Source organism: Pseudomonas nitroreducens (assembly GCF_024170165.1).
In the GTDB taxonomy this organism is placed as follows: domain Bacteria; phylum Pseudomonadota; class Gammaproteobacteria; order Pseudomonadales; family Pseudomonadaceae; genus Pseudomonas; species Pseudomonas nitroreducens_C.
On sequence record NZ_JALJXP010000004.1, the window covers coordinates 23,089 to 39,584 of the forward strand.

Genomic DNA, 16,496 nt, shown 5'->3' on the forward strand with positions numbered 1-16,496 from the left:
GTGCGCACAGGTAGCCTGCCCGCCGAACAAAGAGAGAGACGACATGTACATCTACCGACTGGTGTTGCTCCTGGTCGTGGGCATCTACCTGTTCTCACCGGCCATCATGGACTGGTGGATCGATCCCCACGGCGCCTGGTACCGCCCATACCTGCTGTGGCTGATCCTGATCGTCGTCACCTTCATCCTGCAGAGCCAGCGCGATGCTGACGAGCTTTAGCCTCACCCAGCTGATCCTGATCAGCGCCTCCTACCTGATGGTCCTGTTCGGTGTCGCCTGGATCACCGAGCGCGGTTTCATTCCGCGCCGGCTGGTGCGCCATCCGTTGATCTACACCCTGTCGCTGGGCGTATACGCCAGCGCCTGGGCCTTCTATGGCACGGTCGGGCTGGCCTATCAGTACGGCTACGGCTTCCTGGCGATCTACCTGGGTGTCTCCGGCGCCTTCCTGCTCGCGCCGGTGCTGCTCTACCCGATCCTGCGGATCACCCGTGCCTACCAGCTGTCGTCGCTGGCCGACCTGTTCGCCTTCCGCTTCCGCAGCACCTGGGCCGGCGCGCTGACCACGCTGTTCATGCTGATCGGTGTGCTGCCGATGCTGGCGTTGCAGATCCAGGCAGTGACCGACTCGATCAGCATCCTCACCCGCGAATCCGAGCCCAACCGCGCGGCGCTGGCGTTCTGCGCGCTGATCACGCTGTTCGCCATCCTCTTCGGTGCGCGCCACATCGCCACCCGCGAGCGCCACGAAGGCCTGGTGATGGCGATTGCCTTCGAGTCGCTGGTGAAGCTGGTGGCGCTCTGCTCCATCGGCCTGTTCGCCCTCTATGGCGTGTTCGGCGGGCCGGACGGCCTGGAAGTCTGGCTGCTGCAGAACCAGGAAGCGCTGAGCACCCTGCACACACCGCTGGCCGAAGGGCCGTGGCGCACGCTGCTGCTGGTGTTCTTCGCCTCGGCCATCGTCATGCCGCACATGTTCCACATGACCTTCACCGAGAACCTCAACCCACGCGCGCTGCTCAGCGCCAGCTGGGGCCTGCCGCTGTTCCTGCTGCCGATGAGCCTGGCGGTACCGCCGATTCTCTGGGCCGGCCTGCACCTGGGCGCCTCGACCAACCCGGAATACTTCACCCTCGGCCTGGGCATCTCGGTGGACAGCCCGGCCCTGGCGCTGACCGCCTTTATCGGCGGTATCTCCGCCGCCAGCGGCCTGATCATCGTGATGACCCTGGCGCTCTCGGGGATGGTGCTCAACCACCTGGTGCTGCCGCTCTACCAGCCGCCGGCCGAAGGCAACATCTACCGCTGGCTGAAATGGACCCGGCGCGCGCTGATCGCCGCGATCATCATGGCCGGCTATGCCTTCTACCTGCTGCTGGGCGCCGAGCAGGACCTGTCCAACCTCGGCATCGTCTCCTTCGTCGCCACCCTGCAGTTCCTGCCAGGCGCGCTGGCCGTGCTCTACTGGCCGACCGCCAACCGCCGCGGCTTCATCGCTGGTCTCGTGGCGGGCATGCTGGTCTGGGGTGCGACCATGCTCACCCCGCTGGTCGCGAACATGCAGAGCATTTATCTGCCGCTGTTCAACTCGCTTTACGTGCTCGACGACACCACCTGGCACCTCGCGGCGCTCGCCTCGCTGGCGGCCAACGTGCTGGTGTTCACCCTGGTCTCGCTGTTCACCGAAGCCAGCGATGAAGAAAAAGGCGCCGCCGAAGCCTGCGCCGTCGACAACGTGCGCCGCCCGCAGCGCCGCGAGCTGATTGCCGTCTCCCCACAGGAGTTCGCCAGCCAGCTGGCCAAGCCGCTGGGCGCCAAGACTGCCCAGCGCGAAGTGGAACAGGCCCTGCGCGACCTGCACCTGCCCTTCGACGAGCGCCGTCCCTACGCCCTGCGTCGGCTGCGCGACCGTATCGAAGCGAACCTCTCCGGCCTGATGGGCCCCAGCGTGGCGCAGGACATGGTGGAAACCTTCCTGCCCTACAAGGCCAGCAGCGAAGCCTACGTCACCGAGGACATCCACTTCATCGAGAGCCGCCTGGAGGACTACCACTCCCGCCTCACCGGCCTGGCCGCCGAACTCGACACCCTGCGCCGCTACCACCGCCAGACCCTGCAGGACCTGCCGATGGGCGTGTGCTCGCTGGCCAAGGATCAGGAAATCCTCATGTGGAACCGCGCCATCGAGGAACTCACCGGCGTCAGCGCGCAGCGCGTGGTCGGCTCGCGCCTGGCCGCCCTGCCCGACCCGTGGCGCGGCCTGCTCGAAGGCTTCATCGACGCCCCCGACGAGCACCTGCACAAGCAGCGCCTGTCCATCGAGGGCCAGACCCGCTGGCTGAACCTGCATAAGGCGGCGATCGAGGAACCCCTCGCGCCCGGTAACAGCGGCCTGGTGCTGCTGGTCGAAGACCTCACCGAAACCCAGTCCCTGGAAGACAAGCTGATCCACTCCGAGCGCCTGGCCTCCATCGGCCGCCTCGCCGCCGGCGTGGCCCACGAGATCGGCAACCCCATCACCGGCATCGCCTGCCTGGCGCAGAACCTGCGGGAAGAACGCGAAGGCGATGGCGAGCTGACCGAAATCAGCGGACAGATACTCGAACAGACCAAGCGCGTCTCGCGCATCGTGCAGTCGCTGATGAGCTTCGCCCACGCCGGCGGCAAGCAGGTCGCCGCCGAGCCGGTCTGCCTGGCCGACGTCGCCCAGGAAGCCATCGGCCTGCTGTCGCTGAACAAGCGCAGCGTCGACGTGCAGTTCTTCAACCTGTGCGATCCGGAACACTGGGTGGAAGGCGATTCCCAGCGCCTGGCCCAGGTACTGATCAACCTGCTGTCCAACGCCCGCGACGCCACCCCGCCCAACGGCGCGATCCGTGTGCGCACCGAAGCTTCCGAGCAGACTGTCGACCTGATCGTCGAGGACGAAGGCAGCGGCATACCCAAGTCGATCATCGACCGCCTGTTCGAGCCCTTCTTCACCACCAAGGACCCGGGCAAAGGAACCGGCCTGGGGCTCGCTCTGGTCTATTCGATCGTGGAAGAGCATTATGGGCAAATCACCATAGACAGCCCGGCTGACCCCGAACGCCAATGCGGAACCCGCATCAGCGTCACCTTGCCGCGGCATCCTGGCCCGACGGCCGAGCAGTAAACGAGCACGTCGAGAGAGCTGAATACATGGCACATATCCTCATCGTCGAAGACGAAACCATCATCCGTTCCGCCCTGCGACGATTGCTCGAGCGCAACCAGTACCAGGTCAGCGAAGCTGGCTCGGTGCAGGAGGCGCAGGAGCGCTACAGCATCCCGTCGTTCGACATGATCGTCAGCGACCTGCGCCTGCCCGGCGCACCCGGCACCGAACTGATCAAGCTGGCCCAGGGCACTCCGGTGCTGATCATGACCAGCTATGCCAGCCTGCGCTCGGCAGTGGATTCGATGAAGATGGGCGCGGTGGACTACATCGCCAAGCCGTTCGACCACGACGAGATGCTGCAGGCCGTGGCGCGCATCCTCAAGGACCGCCAGGAGAACCGTAACGCTCCCGCCGAAGCCCGCGGTAACGCCAAGGCCGCCGAGCGTAGCAGCGGTAACACCGCTCCCGCAGACGGCGAGATCGGCATCATCGGCTCCTGCGCCCCCATGCAGGAGCTCTACACCAAGATCCGCAAGGTGGCGCCCACCGACTCCAATGTGCTGATCCAGGGAGAGTCGGGTACCGGCAAGGAGCTGGTCGCCCGCGCGCTGCACAACCTGTCCAAGCGCACCAAGGCGCCGCTGATCTCGGTGAACTGCGCCGCGATCCCGGAAACCCTGATCGAATCCGAACTGTTCGGCCACGAGAAAGGCGCGTTCACCGGCGCCAGCGCCGGCCGTGCGGGCCTGGTGGAAGCGGCCGACGGCGGCACCCTGTTCCTCGACGAGATCGGCGAGCTGCCGCTCGAGGCCCAGGCGCGCCTGCTGCGCGTGCTGCAGGAAGGCGAGATTCGCCGGGTCGGCTCGGTCCAGTCGCAGAAGGTCGACGTCCGCCTGATCGCCGCCACCCACCGCGACCTGAAGATGCTGGCCAAGACCGGCCAGTTCCGCGAAGACCTCTATTACCGCCTGCACGTCATCTCGCTGAAGCTCCCGCCCCTGCGCGAGCGCGGCCCCGACGTGATGGAAATCGCCCGCTCCTTCCTGGCGCGCCAGTGCTCCCAGATGGGGCGCCCGTCGCTGACCTTCTCCCACGAGGCCGAACAGGCCATCCGTCACTATCCGTGGCCGGGTAACGTGCGCGAGCTGGAGAATGCCATCGAGCGCGCGGTGATCCTCAGCGAGGGCCAGGAAATCCCCGCCGACCTGCTGGGCATCGACATCGAGCTGGATGATCTGGAAGACGACTTCGGCGATGACGGCGACCTGCGCCCGAGCAACGGCAGCGCCAGCAACCACGAGCCCACCGAGGACCTGTCGCTGGAGGACTACTTCCAGCACTTCGTCCTCGAGCACCAGGACCACATGACCGAGACCGAGCTGGCCCGCAAGCTGGGCATCAGCCGCAAATGCCTGTGGGAACGCCGCCAGCGCCTGGGCATCCCGCGCCGCAAATCCGGTGCATCGGCTGACTCGTAAGACGTTTCACACTGTTACCGGAGACAAGCTCCGTAACAAAAGCCGGGTTCATCGGTAACGGGAACCCGGCTTTTTTGTGCCTGCCGCTCGGGGGTGAATCCTCGCAAACCCTTGAAAAATAAGGATTCGCAAAAGTTGGCACGGCATCTGCTTTGTTATTGGTACAACAACAATAACAAGCACGACCACTCACAATAAGAACAAGACGAAACGACTCCAGCACAACAAAAACAAGATCGCGGAGGCGCAGCTAACTGATTCTTTTGGAGAAGGGTAGCCGTCGGGACCAGTCCCGCAACCAGTCAAGAAGAATAAAACTGTCTTGAGACAGCACGCAAAACTGGTTGGATCGAAAGATCATTGCTCACTCAGCGACCAAAGCAATCCGTTTGCTATTGAACACCTTCCAAGTGTGGAAGGTTCCCCGAAGCAGGTAGCTTCGAGGGTCGGGTCTACAAACAAAAACAACAAGCCCGGTAATCATAATAAAAACAAAGCACGCACCTATTTGGGGGGGAGCCTCGGCTCCCCCAGTAGCTTTCGCTACACCCTCCTGCTCTCTCCCCGCAAGACCCTTTCTTCAGTTTTCTTCATCATCCCACCCCACGATGCTAGAATCGCCGCGGCGCAGACGGCATTCGATTTGCTGCCATTTGTTTCAAGGCAGCGGCAGACACCCGCTATCCTCCAGGAAACGCCGTAATCAGGCGGCTTGCCGAGACCTGCGTATGCCATCCATACACCTATTCCCGATAGTGCACACATGCTGAAAAAGCTGATCCAGTCCATCCGATCCCCACTGCGCCGTCCGCGCGCTGTCCGCACTACTCCGGAAGTCGTTGGCAATCATCAGCACTCGCTGCGGCGGGAACAGTTCAGCAGGAATGCGGTGAACGTCGTGGAGCGCCTGACCAAGGCCGGCTACCAGGCGTACATCGTCGGCGGTGGCGTACGTGACCCGCTGCTGGGCATTCCGCCCAAGGACTTTGACGTGGCGACCAGCGCCACCCCCGAGCAGGTGCGTGCCGAGTTCCGCAACGCGCGTGTGATCGGTCGTCGCTTCAAGCTGGTCCACGTCCATTTCGGCCGAGAGATCATCGAGGTCGCCACCTTCCGCGCCAACCATCCGGTCAGCGAAGACGACGACAGCAACAACGCCCATGCCTCCCGTAACGAGGCTGGCCGCATCCTGCGCGACAACGTCTACGGCACTCTCGAAGACGACGCCCAGCGCCGCGACTTCACCATCAACGCCCTGTACTTCGACGTCACCGGCGAGCGCATCCTCGACTACGCCCACGGCGTACGCGACATCCGTAACCGCCTGATCCGTCTGATCGGCGATCCGGAGCAGCGTTACCTCGAAGACCCGGTCCGGATGCTGCGGGCCGTGCGCTTCGCCGCCAAGCTGGACTTCGAGATCGAGAAGCACAGTGCCGCACCGATCCGCCGCCTGGCGCCACTGCTCAATGAAATTCCTTCGGCGCGCCTGTTCGACGAAATCCTCAAGCTGTTCCTCAGCGGCAAGGCCGAACGCACCTTCGAGCTGCTCAACGAGTACGAACTGTTCGCCCCACTGTTCCCGGCGAGCGCCAAGGCGCTGAAGGACGATCCCGAGTACGCCGGCAAGCTGATGCGCCAGGCCCTGGCCAACACCGACGAGCGCATCCGCCTGGGCAAGCCGGTTACCCCGGCCTTCCTGTTCGCCGCGCTGCTCTGGCCGGCCCTGCCCGCCCGCGTACTGAAGCTGCAGGACCGCGGCATGCCGCCGATCCCGGCGATGCAGGAAGCCGCCCACGAGCTGATCCTCGAGCAGTGCCGCCGCACCGCGGTGCCCAAGCGCTTCACCATCCCGATCCGCGAGATCTGGGACATGCAGGAGCGTCTGCCGCGCCGTCAGGGCAAGAAGGCCGACCTGCTGCTGGAAAACCCGCGCTTCCGCGCCGGCTACGACTTCCTCCTGCTGCGCGAGAGCGCCGGCGAGGAAACCGGTGGCCTCGGAGACTGGTGGACCGACTATCAGGAAGCCAGCGACGGCGAGCGCCGCGGCATGATCCGCAACCTGGCCAGCCAGCAGGAAGAAGGCGGCGCCGCCGCACCGCGCAAGCGCCGCCGCGGCGGCAGCAACCGTCGTCGTCGCGGCCCGCGCACCGAAGGCACCAGCAGCGAATGAGCGAGCGCGTGTTCATCGGGCTCGGCAGCAACCTCGCCGAGCCGCGCCAGCAGCTTGAAGCCGCGCTGAAGGCGCTGTCGCAGATTCCCGCCACCAAGGTGGCGGTGGTCTCCCCGCTCTACGCCAGCGACCCGCTGGGCCCGCCGGACCAGCCGCGCTACGTCAACGCCGTGGCCGCCCTGGATACCGACCTTGAGCCGCTCGCGCTGCTGGATGCCCTGCAGACCATCGAGCTGGAGCAGGGCCGCGTACGCAAGGACGAGCGCTGGGGGCCGCGCACCCTCGATCTCGATATCCTGCTGTTCGGCGAGCGCCTGATCGACGAGCCGCGCCTGACCGTGCCGCACTACCACATGCACGCCCGCGCCTTCGTGCTCTACCCGTTGGCAGACCTCGCCCCACAACTGCGTTTCCCCGACGGGCGCACCCTGGCCGAACTGCTCGCCGCCTGTCCGTTCAGCGGCCTCGAGCGCCTGTCCTGATGCATGCTGCGCCCCAGGCGTGGGGCGCACTGGCAGTAACGCCGTAACAGTCCGGTAACACCTGCAATTGACTTAGCCTTTTTCGATCCGGACTATAGGGCCCCGTTTGCCCCTGCCCGGCGCAGAACCGAGGACACTTTCATGCCTGATGTCACCCTGACCACCCTGCAAGGTCTCAAGCAAAGCGGCGAAAAGATCGCGATGCTGACCGCCTACGATGCCACTTTCGCCCACACCGCCAGTCTGGCCGGTGCCGAAATGCTGCTGATCGGTGACTCCCTGGGTATGGTCCTGCAAGGTCACGACAGTACGCTGCCGGTGACCGTGGAAGACATGGCCTACCACACCGCCGCCGTGAAACGCGGCAACAAGGGCGCCCTGATCGTCACCGACCTGCCGTTCGAATCCGGCACCTCACTGGACCAGCTGCTGCGCGACTCGGTGAAGGTCATGCAGGCCGGCGCCCACATGGTCAAGCTCGAAGGCGGCGCCTGGCTCGCCGAGCCGATCATCCGCCTGGCCCAGATGGGCATCCCGGTCTGCGCACACCTGGGCCTCACCCCGCAGGCGGTCAACCTCTTCGGCGGCTTCAAGGTCCAGGGTCGCCAGGAAAACCAGGCGCGCCAGCTGCGCGCCGACGCCATCGCCCTGGAGCAGGCCGGCGCCGCCGCACTGCTGCTCGAATGCGTCCCCTCCGCCCTGGCGCAGGAAATCACCGAAGCCGTGAAGATTCCGGTGATCGGCATCGGCGCCGGTAGCGGCACCGACGGTCAGGTCCTGGTGATGCACGACATGCTCGGCCTGTCGTTGTCCGGCCGTTCGCCGAAGTTCGTGAAGAATTTCCTCGAAGGCCAGCCCGACATCCAGTCCGCCTTCGCTGCCTACGTGAAGGCAGTCAAGGACGGCACCTTCCCTGGCCCGGAGCACGGTTTCGCCTGATGAATACAGTCAAGACAGTCCGCGAGCTGCGCGCCGCCGTGGCGCGCGCCCGTAGCGAAGGCAAGCGCATTGCGCTGGTACCGACCATGGGCAACCTGCACGCCGGCCATGCCGCACTGGTGACCAAGGCCGGCCAGCGCGCCGACTTCGTGGTGGCGAGCATCTTCGTCAACCCGCTGCAGTTCGGCCCCAGCGAAGACCTGGACAAGTACCCGCGCACCCTGGCGGCGGACCAGGAGAAACTGCTCAACGCCGGCTGCCATCTGCTGTTCGCCCCCGGCGTCGAGGAAATGTACCCCGACGGCATGGAAGGCCAGACCAGGCTGCATGTCACCGGCGTCTCCGAAGGGCTGTGCGGCGGCAGCCGTCCTGGCCACTTCGATGGCGTCGCCACGGTGGTCTGCAAGCTGTTCAACATGGTGCAGCCCGACATGGCGCTGTTCGGCGAGAAGGATTTCCAGCAGCTGGCGGTCATCCGCAAGCTGGTGCGCGACCTCAACCTGCCGATCCAGATCTTCGGCGAGCCCACCGTGCGCGCCGAGGATGGCCTGGCCCTGTCCTCGCGCAACGGTTACCTCACCCAGGAGCAGCGCGCCATCGCGCCGGTCCTGCAGCGCACCCTGAAGACCCTGGCCGAGCGTATCCGCCAGGGCGAGCGCGACTTCCCCGTGCTGCTGGCCGAGGGTAGCCAGCAGATCGAAGCGGCCGGCCTGCGCATCGACTACCTCGAGGCCCGCGAGTCCGCCGGGCTGCGCCCGGCCACGGCGCAGGACCATCAGCTGGTGATCCTGGTCGCCGCCTTCCTGGGCACTACCCGGCTGATCGACAACCTCGCCTTCCACATCGACTGATTCCCCGCCCGATACCCGAATTTTCGCCTCGAAGCCGCGCCAGTCGCGGCCTTGAGCGGCTTCGGGTGCTCGGGCATACTCGCCCCGCTCTCCTCGACCAGAAGAAAAACAGGAGCCACGCCATGCAGAGCATCATGCTCAAAGCCAAACTGCACCGCGCCGAAGTCACCCACGCCGTGCTCGACTATGAAGGCTCCTGCGCCATCGACGGCGAATGGCTCGATCTTGCCGGCATCCGCGAGTACGAACAGATCCAGATCTACAACGTCGACAACGGTGAACGCTTCACCACCTACGCCATCCGTGGCGAGGAAGGGTCGCGGATGATTTCCGTCAATGGCGCCGCCGCCCACAAGGCCAAGGTGGGTGACCGGGTGATCATCTGCGCGTACGCTCAGTTCAGCGAAGCCGAGCTGGAAGGCTACCAGCCGCGCATGCTTTACATGGCGCCCGGAAACGAACTCAGCCACACCAGCAATGCCATCCCGGTTCAGCTCGCCTGAGCCACTGGGAAGGATCGGAACCACCGGGCCTTCCCAAGTTCCAAAGCCTCGTTCAAACACGCCCGTCTTACCCGAAGGTACGTCATGGAACACCACCTCACCCCGCTGGATGCCACAAAACTGGCAAGCTGGCAGGCATTGGCAGCCCACCGCCAGGATCTGCAGAACTTCACCATGCGCGAGGCATTCGCCGAGGACCCGGAGCGCTTCAAGCGTTTCTCCCTCGCCGCCTGCGGACTGTTCCTCGATTTCTCGAAGAACCTGATCCGCCAGGACACCCTCGACCTGCTGGTGAAGCTGGCGAACGAGGCGAAGCTGGGCGAAGCCATCCAGTCGATGTTCCGCGGTGACGTGATCAACTCCTCCGAGCGCCGTCCGGTGTTGCACACCGCATTGCGCCGCCCTATCGGCGACAAGGTGCTGGTCGATGGCGTCGACGTGATGCCCGAGGTGCACCGCGTGCTGCACCAGATGACCGAGTTGGTCGCGGCCGTGCACAACGGCCTGTGGCGCGGTTGCACCGAGAAGCCGATCACCGACGTGGTGAACATCGGTATCGGTGGTTCCTTCCTCGGCCCGCAACTGGTCTCCGAAGCACTGCTGCCCTTCGCCCAGAAAGGCGTACGTTGCCATTACCTGGCGAACATCGATGGCAGCGAATTCCGCGAGATGACCGCCAAGCTCAACGCCGAGACCACGCTGTTCATCGTCTCGTCGAAGTCCTTCGGCACCCTGGAAACCCTGAAGAATGCCCAGGCCGCGCGCGCCTGGTACCTGGCCCAGGGCGGCAGCGAGGCGGAGCTGTACCGTCACTTCATCGCCGTTTCCAGCAACAAGGAAGCCGCATCGGCATTCGGCATCCGCCCGGAAAACGTCTTCCCGATGTGGGACTGGGTCGGCGGTCGCTACTCGCTGTGGTCGGCCATCGGCCTGCCGATCGCCATGTCGGTGGGCATCAACAACTTCAAGGAACTGTTGTCCGGCGCCTATAACATGGACCAGCACTTCCTCACCTCGCCGTTCGAGAAGAACATCCCGGTGCTGCTGGGCCTGCTCGGCGTCTGGTACGGCGACTTCTGGGGCGCGCGCAGCCACGCGATCCTGCCCTACGACTACTACCTGCGGAACATCACCGACCACTTGCAGCAGCTGGACATGGAGTCCAACGGCAAGAGCGTGCGCCAGGACGGCACCCCGGTGTCCGCCGGCACCGGCCCGGTGATCTGGGGCGGCGTGGGCTGCAACGGCCAGCATGCGTACCACCAGCTGCTGCACCAGGGCACCCACCTGATACCGGCCGACTTCATCGTCCCGGTGTCCAGCTACAACCCGGTGGCCGATCACCACCAATGGCTGTACGCCAACTGCCTGTCACAGAGCCAGGCGCTGATGGTCGGCAAGAGCCGCGCCGAGGCCGAAGCCGAGTTGCGCGCCAAGGGCGTGGACGAAGCCGAAGTGCAGCGTCTGGCGCCGCACAAGGTGATCCCTGGCAACCGCCCGAGCAACACCCTGGTGATGGAGCGCATCAGCGCCCGCCGCCTGGGCGCGCTGATTGCCATGTACGAGCACAAGGTCTACGTACAGAGCATCCTCTGGGGCATCAACGCCTTCGACCAGTGGGGCGTGGAACTGGGCAAGGAGCTGGGCAAGGCCGTCTACGGCCGCCTGGTCGGCAGCGAGGAAAGCGCCGCCGAAGACGGCTCCACCCAGGGCCTGATCGACTTCTTCCGCGGCCGTCACCGCGGCTGATGGCGAAACGGACGGGGACGCACCTGCGCTCCCGTTCGCGTCCTAGCGGCAGAAACGCTGCCGAAACTCCCCGGGCGTCACGCCCAGCGCCTGCACGAAGGCGCGTCGCAGGTTGTACTCGTTGCCAAAGCCTGCGTGCTGTGCCACGCGCTTGAGCGACGACTCTCCCGCCTCCAGCAGTTGGCTCGCCTTCTCCAGACGCAACTCCAGCAGCAGCTTTGCCGGCGTCATGCCCATCTCGGCCTGGCAATGCCGATGCAGAGTGCGCGCTGACATGGCCATCTGCGCCGCCATTTCCTCGACATCGAGGGCCTGAGCCAAGCGTTCCCGCAACCACTCCACCAGGCGCTCCATCTGCCCGCCCGGCGGCGCCTGCTGCGCCAGCAGCTCGGCGCTGAACTGGCGCTGGCCGCCAGGACGGCGCAGGTACATCACCAACCCGCGGGCAACCCGCAATGACAGGTCGCGACCGTGATCTTCCTCCACCAGGCTCAGGCACAGGTCCATCCCGGCCGTCACGCCAGCGGAGCTGTAGAACTTCGCATCGCGGACGAACAAGGCGTCGTGCATCACCCGCAAGCGCGGAAACAGCCGCTGTAACAGTTCGGCGTATCGCCAGTGAGTAACGACCGGGCGCCCCTCCAGCAGCCCGGCCTGCGCCAGCAGAAAGGCTCCGGTGCACACCGAGCCACAGCGCGCTGCGTGGGTTGCGGCCTGCGCCAGCCAGCGCGCGACCTCACCTTTCTGCAGGGCCGCCTGCACCCCATGGCCGCCCGCCACCAGCACGGTACAGCCGGCCGCCTGCTGCGCCTCCGGCAGGGCCATGGTCGCCAGCTCCAGTCCGGTACTGGAGCGAACCAACCCGCCATCGGGCGATAGCGCCTCGAGCTGGTAGGCAGGACGGGCAGCGGCCGGCAGGTGCTCATCCACTGCCGCGAACACATCGGCCGGGCCGGTGGCATCGAGCAACTGGAAGTCCGGGAAGACCAGCAACAGGACGCGGTGTGGAGCATTCATCCAGGCGAATCCGTGGAAGACGTGATTGGCAGATATTCATCTATCAGCGTCAGAAGCGACAGATGTATCGACGACAGGATGGAAATCCCCTCCCGGAGACGGCCATGCACGCTTTCCTGCTACTGCTCACCCTGCTGCTCTGCACCCAGGCCGCCCAGGCCGACGACGAGCAGCTTGCGCCTTATCAACCACGCTTCGGGCGCGAGCGCCCGGTCATCGCCGTCGTCGCGCAGAACCGCATGACGGAACTCGCGGACTACGTCGTCCCTCTCGGCGTACTGCGCCGCTCGGGAGTGGCGGAAGTGCTCGCCCTCGCGACGGAACCCGGGCCGGTGCAACTGATGCCGGCCCTGCGACTTCAGCCGCAGGCCACGCTGAAGGAATTCGCGCAACGTTATCCACAGGGCGCCGACTATCTGATCGTGCCCGCCGTGCACGACAGCCAGGACCCGGCCCTGCTGGCCTTCGTCCGGGAGCAGGCGGCGCGGGGCGCAACCATCGTCGGCGTCTGCGATGGCGCCCTGGTGCTGGGCAACGCAGGGCTGCTGCACGGCCGACGCGCCACCGGCCACTGGTACTCACGCAAGCAACGCCTGGAGAGCTACCCCGACGCCCGCTGGGAGGAGAATCGCCGCTATGTGGCGGACGGCAAGGTGATCACCACCTCCGGTGTTACTGCAGCGCTACCGCTGTCGCTTGCACTGGTGGCAGCCATCGCCAGCAAACCCAAGGCCATCACGCTCGCGCGCGAGTTCGGCGTGCAGGACTGGTCGCCACGGCACGACAGCCAGCGCTTCAGCCTTGGCGCCAGCGGCTACCTGACCGCCGCCGGCAACTACCTCGCCCTCTGGCGCCACGAGGTTTTCGACGCCCATCTGGAGCAGGGCTTCGATGAGGTCAGCCTGGCGCTGACAGCGGATGCCTGGGCGCGGACCTTCCGAACTGAAGTACGGGGCGCCGCCGCGCACCCCGTCAGCAGTGCCGGTGGCCTGCTGTTCCTGCCGGACTCGCCTGACGACCACCCGGCATTGCCGGGACTCGGCGCCACGGCGATCCCGGCGCTCGACAGCACGCTCGACGCAATCGCCCGGCGCTACGGCGAACCGACCCGGCGCCTGGTCGCCGCCCAGCTGGAATACGTCCCGCCTGAACGATCCGGCCACCTGGCGCGTCGAAACAACATGGACAACCCTTGAACCCGCCTGGCCTTGGATGCACCCTTGGGGGCATCTCGGCTCAACAACAACAAGGATTCCCCATGTACGAGATCAGCCTTCATCCCGTGCCGGAGGCCGTACGCAAGCGTGCCTACCTCGACAACGACGCGTACCAACGCCTCTACCGGCAGTCGGTAGACGACCCGGAAGCCTTCTGGGGCGAGCAGGCCAAGGCCTTCCTCGACTGGTTCAAGCCCTGGCACTCGGTGCACCACGGCGACCTGGCGAAGGGCCAGGCCACCTGGTTCAAGGGCGGCCAGCTCAACGTCACCTACAACTGCATCGACCGCCACCTGGAACAACGCGCCGAGCAGGTGGCGATCATCTGGGAAGGCGACAATCCCAGCGAATCCGCCAACATCACCTACCGCAAGCTGCACAGCCATGTCTGCCGCCTGGCCAACGTGCTCAAGAGCCGCGGCGTGGGAAAGGGCGACCGGGTCTGCATCTACATGCCGATGATCCCCGAGGCGGCCTACGCAATGCTCGCCTGCGCGCGGATCGGCGCTATCCACTCGGTGGTGTTCGGCGGCTTCTCCCCGGACGCTCTGCGTGACCGCATCAACGATGCCGACTGCCGCACCGTGATCACCGCCGACGAAGGCGTACGCGGCGGCAAGTACGTCCCGCTGAAGAAGAACGTCGAAAAGGCCCTGGCCGACTGCCCGAATGTCTCCACCGTGGTGGTGGTCGAGCGCACCCAGGGCGAGATTCCGTGGGTCGAAGGCCGCGACATCTGGTACCACGAGGCGCTGCGCGAAGTCAGCGAAGACTGCGCCCCCGAGCCGATGGAGTCCGAAGACCCGCTGTTCATCCTCTACACCTCCGGCTCCACCGGCAAACCCAAGGGCGTGCTGCACACCACCGGCGGCTACCTGCTGGGCGCAGCAATGACCCACAAGTACGTGTTCGACTACCACGACGGCGACATCTACTGGTGTACCGCGGACGTAGGCTGGGTCACCGGCCACAGCTACATCGTCTACGGCCCGCTGGCCAACGGCGCCACCACCCTGATGTTCGAGGGCGTGCCGAACTACCCGGACGCCTCGCGCTTCTGGCAGGTGATCGACAAGCATCAGGTGAACATCTTCTACACCGCGCCGACCGCGATCCGCGCGCTGATGCGCGAAGGCGACGCCCCGGTACAGAAGACCGACCGCAGCAGCCTGCGCCTGCTTGGCTCGGTCGGCGAGCCGATCAACCCGGAAGCCTGGGAGTGGTACTACGAAGTGGTCGGCGAGAAGCGCTGCCCCATCGTCGACACCTGGTGGCAGACCGAAACCGGCAGCATCCTGATCACCCCGCTGCCCGGCGCCACCGACCTCAAACCCGGCTCCGCCACCCGCCCCTTCTTCGGCGTGCAGCCGGTGCTGCTGGATGAGCAGGGCAAGGAAATCGACGGCCCCGGTTCCGGCGTCCTGGCGGTCAAGGCCAGCTGGCCGAGCCAGATCCGCAGCGTCTACGGCGACCACCAGCGGATGATCGATACCTACTTCAAGCCCTACCCCGGCTACTACTTCACCGGCGACGGCGCGCGCCGCGACGAGGATGGCTACTACTGGATCACCGGCCGCGTGGACGACGTGATCAACGTCTCCGGCCACCGCATCGGCACCGCCGAGGTGGAGAGTGCGCTGGTACTGCACGACTCGGTCGCCGAGGCCGCCGTCGTCGGCTACCCGCACGACCTCAAGGGCCAGGGCATCTACGCCTTCGTCACCACCATGAACGGCATCGAGCCCGGCGACGCGCTCAAGCAGGAACTGCTGGCCCTGGTGAGCAAGGAGATCGGCAGCTTCGCCAAACCGGAAATGCTGCAGTGGGCGCCGGGCCTGCCCAAGACCCGTTCGGGCAAGATCATGCGACGCATCCTGCGCAAGATCGCCTGCAACGAGCTGGAAAACCTCGGCGACACCTCGACCCTGGCCGATCCCAGCGTGGTCCAGGGGCTGATCGACAACCGCCTCAACCGTTGATGTGCGCTACAGGCCAAGGGTGCAAAGATGCTAGGTTTAGACAACAGACCTGTCGTCCTTGCCCCGAGGCCTGTCCGCCGCAATGGAAACCGTCCGCCGTCATATCGAAAGCCAGGTACTCAGCCTGACCGGCCTCGCCCTGGGCGGAGTCGACTTCGAGTCGCCCAAGGGCGACCCCGGCCTGTTCGGGCCGGATTCCGTGAGCTGGAGAGTCCACGGTGACTTCAGCTCGATGCTCATCGGCGGCATCAGCGCCCTGCTCCTGCAGATGCTCCATCCGGCCGCCCTCGGCGGCGTCTGGGACCACTCCAACTTCCGCGCCGACATGCTCGGCCGCCTGCGCCGCACCGGGCAGTTCATCTCCGCCACCACCTACGGCTCGCGCAGTGACGCCGAGAAGCTGATCGAACGTGTGCGGCGCATTCACGACAACGTGCACGGCACGCTGCCCGACGGCACCGCCTATGCCGCCAGCGACCCGGACCTGCTGACCTGGGTGCACGTTGCTGAAGTCAGCTGCTTCCTCGCCTCGCACCTGCGCTACCTGAACCCGGAGCTTTCCGGCGAAGCGCAGGACCGCTACTACAGCGAGATCGCCCTCATCGCCGAGCGACTCGGCGCCCGGGAAGTACCACGCTCGCGCGCCGAGGTAGCGGCTTACCTGCAACGCATGCGCCCCCAGCTGCGCTATGACGAACGCACCCGCGAGGTGGTCAGCGTGCTGTTCAACGCCCCCGCCCCGAGTTTCCTCGCAAAACCCTTCGGCATGCTGATGATGCGCGCCGGCATCGACCTGCTGCCGGACTGGGCCGCGGATCAGCTCGGCCTGAGCCTGGGCAGCCTGCAACGGCAACTGATCCGCGCCAGTGTGAAACGCAGCGTGCCACTGCTGCGCTGGGCAGTACGCAACGGCTCGTTGCACCGCGCACGCCGGCGCATGGGTTTACCACCTCTGCGCTGAAGCGTGA

General features: G+C 65.7%; 13 protein-coding genes. 12 read left to right on the forward strand and 1 reads right to left on the reverse strand.

The genetic code is table 11. The annotated features are described in order from the left end of the window. Positions 1-43 precede the first annotated feature (43 nt). From J2T47_RS09455 to pgi, 9 genes are all read left to right on the forward strand, one after another. Positions 44-220 carry a hypothetical protein gene (locus tag J2T47_RS09455; protein ID WP_015478907.1) on the forward strand — a complete coding sequence of 59 codons (177 nt, stop codon included), beginning with the start codon at positions 44-46 and terminating at the stop codon, positions 218-220. Further along, a complete protein-coding gene (locus tag J2T47_RS09460; protein ID WP_253445195.1) occupies positions 204-3,155 on the forward strand; it encodes a sensor histidine kinase in 2,952 nt (983 codons plus the stop codon). Before J2T47_RS09455 ends, J2T47_RS09460 begins: the two co-directional genes overlap by 17 nt. A 26-nt stretch (positions 3,156-3,181) precedes the next feature. Continuing rightward, positions 3,182-4,618, forward strand: a complete 1,437-nt coding sequence (locus J2T47_RS09465; RefSeq protein WP_253445198.1) for a sigma-54-dependent transcriptional regulator — start codon at positions 3,182-3,184, stop codon at positions 4,616-4,618. A gap of 763 nt (positions 4,619-5,381) precedes the next feature. After that, on the forward strand, positions 5,382-6,791 hold the full coding sequence (locus tag J2T47_RS09470) for a polynucleotide adenylyltransferase PcnB (RefSeq protein ID WP_253445201.1): 1,410 nt from the start codon (positions 5,382-5,384) through the stop codon (positions 6,789-6,791). Continuing rightward, entirely contained in the window at positions 6,788-7,273 is a 486-nt protein-coding gene (gene folK / locus J2T47_RS09475) for a 2-amino-4-hydroxy-6-hydroxymethyldihydropteridine diphosphokinase (protein WP_253445204.1), read from the forward strand. Before J2T47_RS09470 ends, folK begins: the two co-directional genes overlap by 4 nt. A 141-nt stretch (positions 7,274-7,414) precedes the next feature. After that, the gene (panB, locus tag J2T47_RS09480; protein WP_253445207.1) at positions 7,415-8,212 is read left to right on the forward strand and encodes a 3-methyl-2-oxobutanoate hydroxymethyltransferase; all 798 of its coding nucleotides are present in this window, start codon (positions 7,415-7,417) and stop codon (positions 8,210-8,212) included. Continuing rightward, positions 8,212-9,063: a pantoate--beta-alanine ligase gene (gene panC / locus J2T47_RS09485; protein ID WP_253445209.1), complete on the forward strand. Its 852-nt coding sequence runs from the start codon at positions 8,212-8,214 to the stop codon at positions 9,061-9,063. The genes panB and panC overlap by 1 nt, the downstream gene beginning before the upstream one ends. A 122-nt stretch (positions 9,064-9,185) precedes the next feature. After that, positions 9,186-9,566, forward strand: a complete 381-nt coding sequence (gene panD, locus J2T47_RS09490) for an aspartate 1-decarboxylase (protein WP_253445212.1) — start codon at positions 9,186-9,188, stop codon at positions 9,564-9,566. 84 nt (positions 9,567-9,650) lie between these two features. Further along, entirely contained in the window at positions 9,651-11,315 is a 1,665-nt protein-coding gene (pgi, locus tag J2T47_RS09495) for a glucose-6-phosphate isomerase (RefSeq protein WP_253445215.1), read from the forward strand. Positions 11,316-11,357: 42 nt separating this feature from the next. Here the strand turns inward: pgi and J2T47_RS09500 are convergent, their stop codons facing one another. Continuing rightward, positions 11,358-12,332: a GlxA family transcriptional regulator gene (locus J2T47_RS09500; RefSeq protein WP_253445218.1), complete on the reverse strand. Its 975-nt coding sequence runs from the start codon at positions 12,330-12,332 to the stop codon at positions 11,358-11,360. A gap of 104 nt (positions 12,333-12,436) precedes the next feature. Between J2T47_RS09500 and J2T47_RS09505 the strand changes: the two genes are divergently transcribed. The 3 genes from J2T47_RS09505 (at position 12,437) to J2T47_RS09515 (ending at position 16,489) form a co-directional block, all read left to right on the forward strand. Next, the gene (locus J2T47_RS09505; RefSeq protein ID WP_253445222.1) at positions 12,437-13,528 is read left to right on the forward strand and encodes a DJ-1/PfpI family protein; all 1,092 of its coding nucleotides are present in this window, start codon (positions 12,437-12,439) and stop codon (positions 13,526-13,528) included. 62 nt (positions 13,529-13,590) lie between these two features. After that, positions 13,591-15,528: an acetate--CoA ligase gene (gene acs, locus J2T47_RS09510; protein WP_253445226.1), complete on the forward strand. Its 1,938-nt coding sequence runs from the start codon at positions 13,591-13,593 to the stop codon at positions 15,526-15,528. Positions 15,529-15,610: 82 nt separating this feature from the next. Continuing rightward, positions 15,611-16,489 carry an oxygenase MpaB family protein gene (locus tag J2T47_RS09515; protein ID WP_253445229.1) on the forward strand — a complete coding sequence of 293 codons (879 nt, stop codon included), beginning with the start codon at positions 15,611-15,613 and terminating at the stop codon, positions 16,487-16,489. The last annotated feature ends 7 nt before the right edge of the window (positions 16,490-16,496 follow it).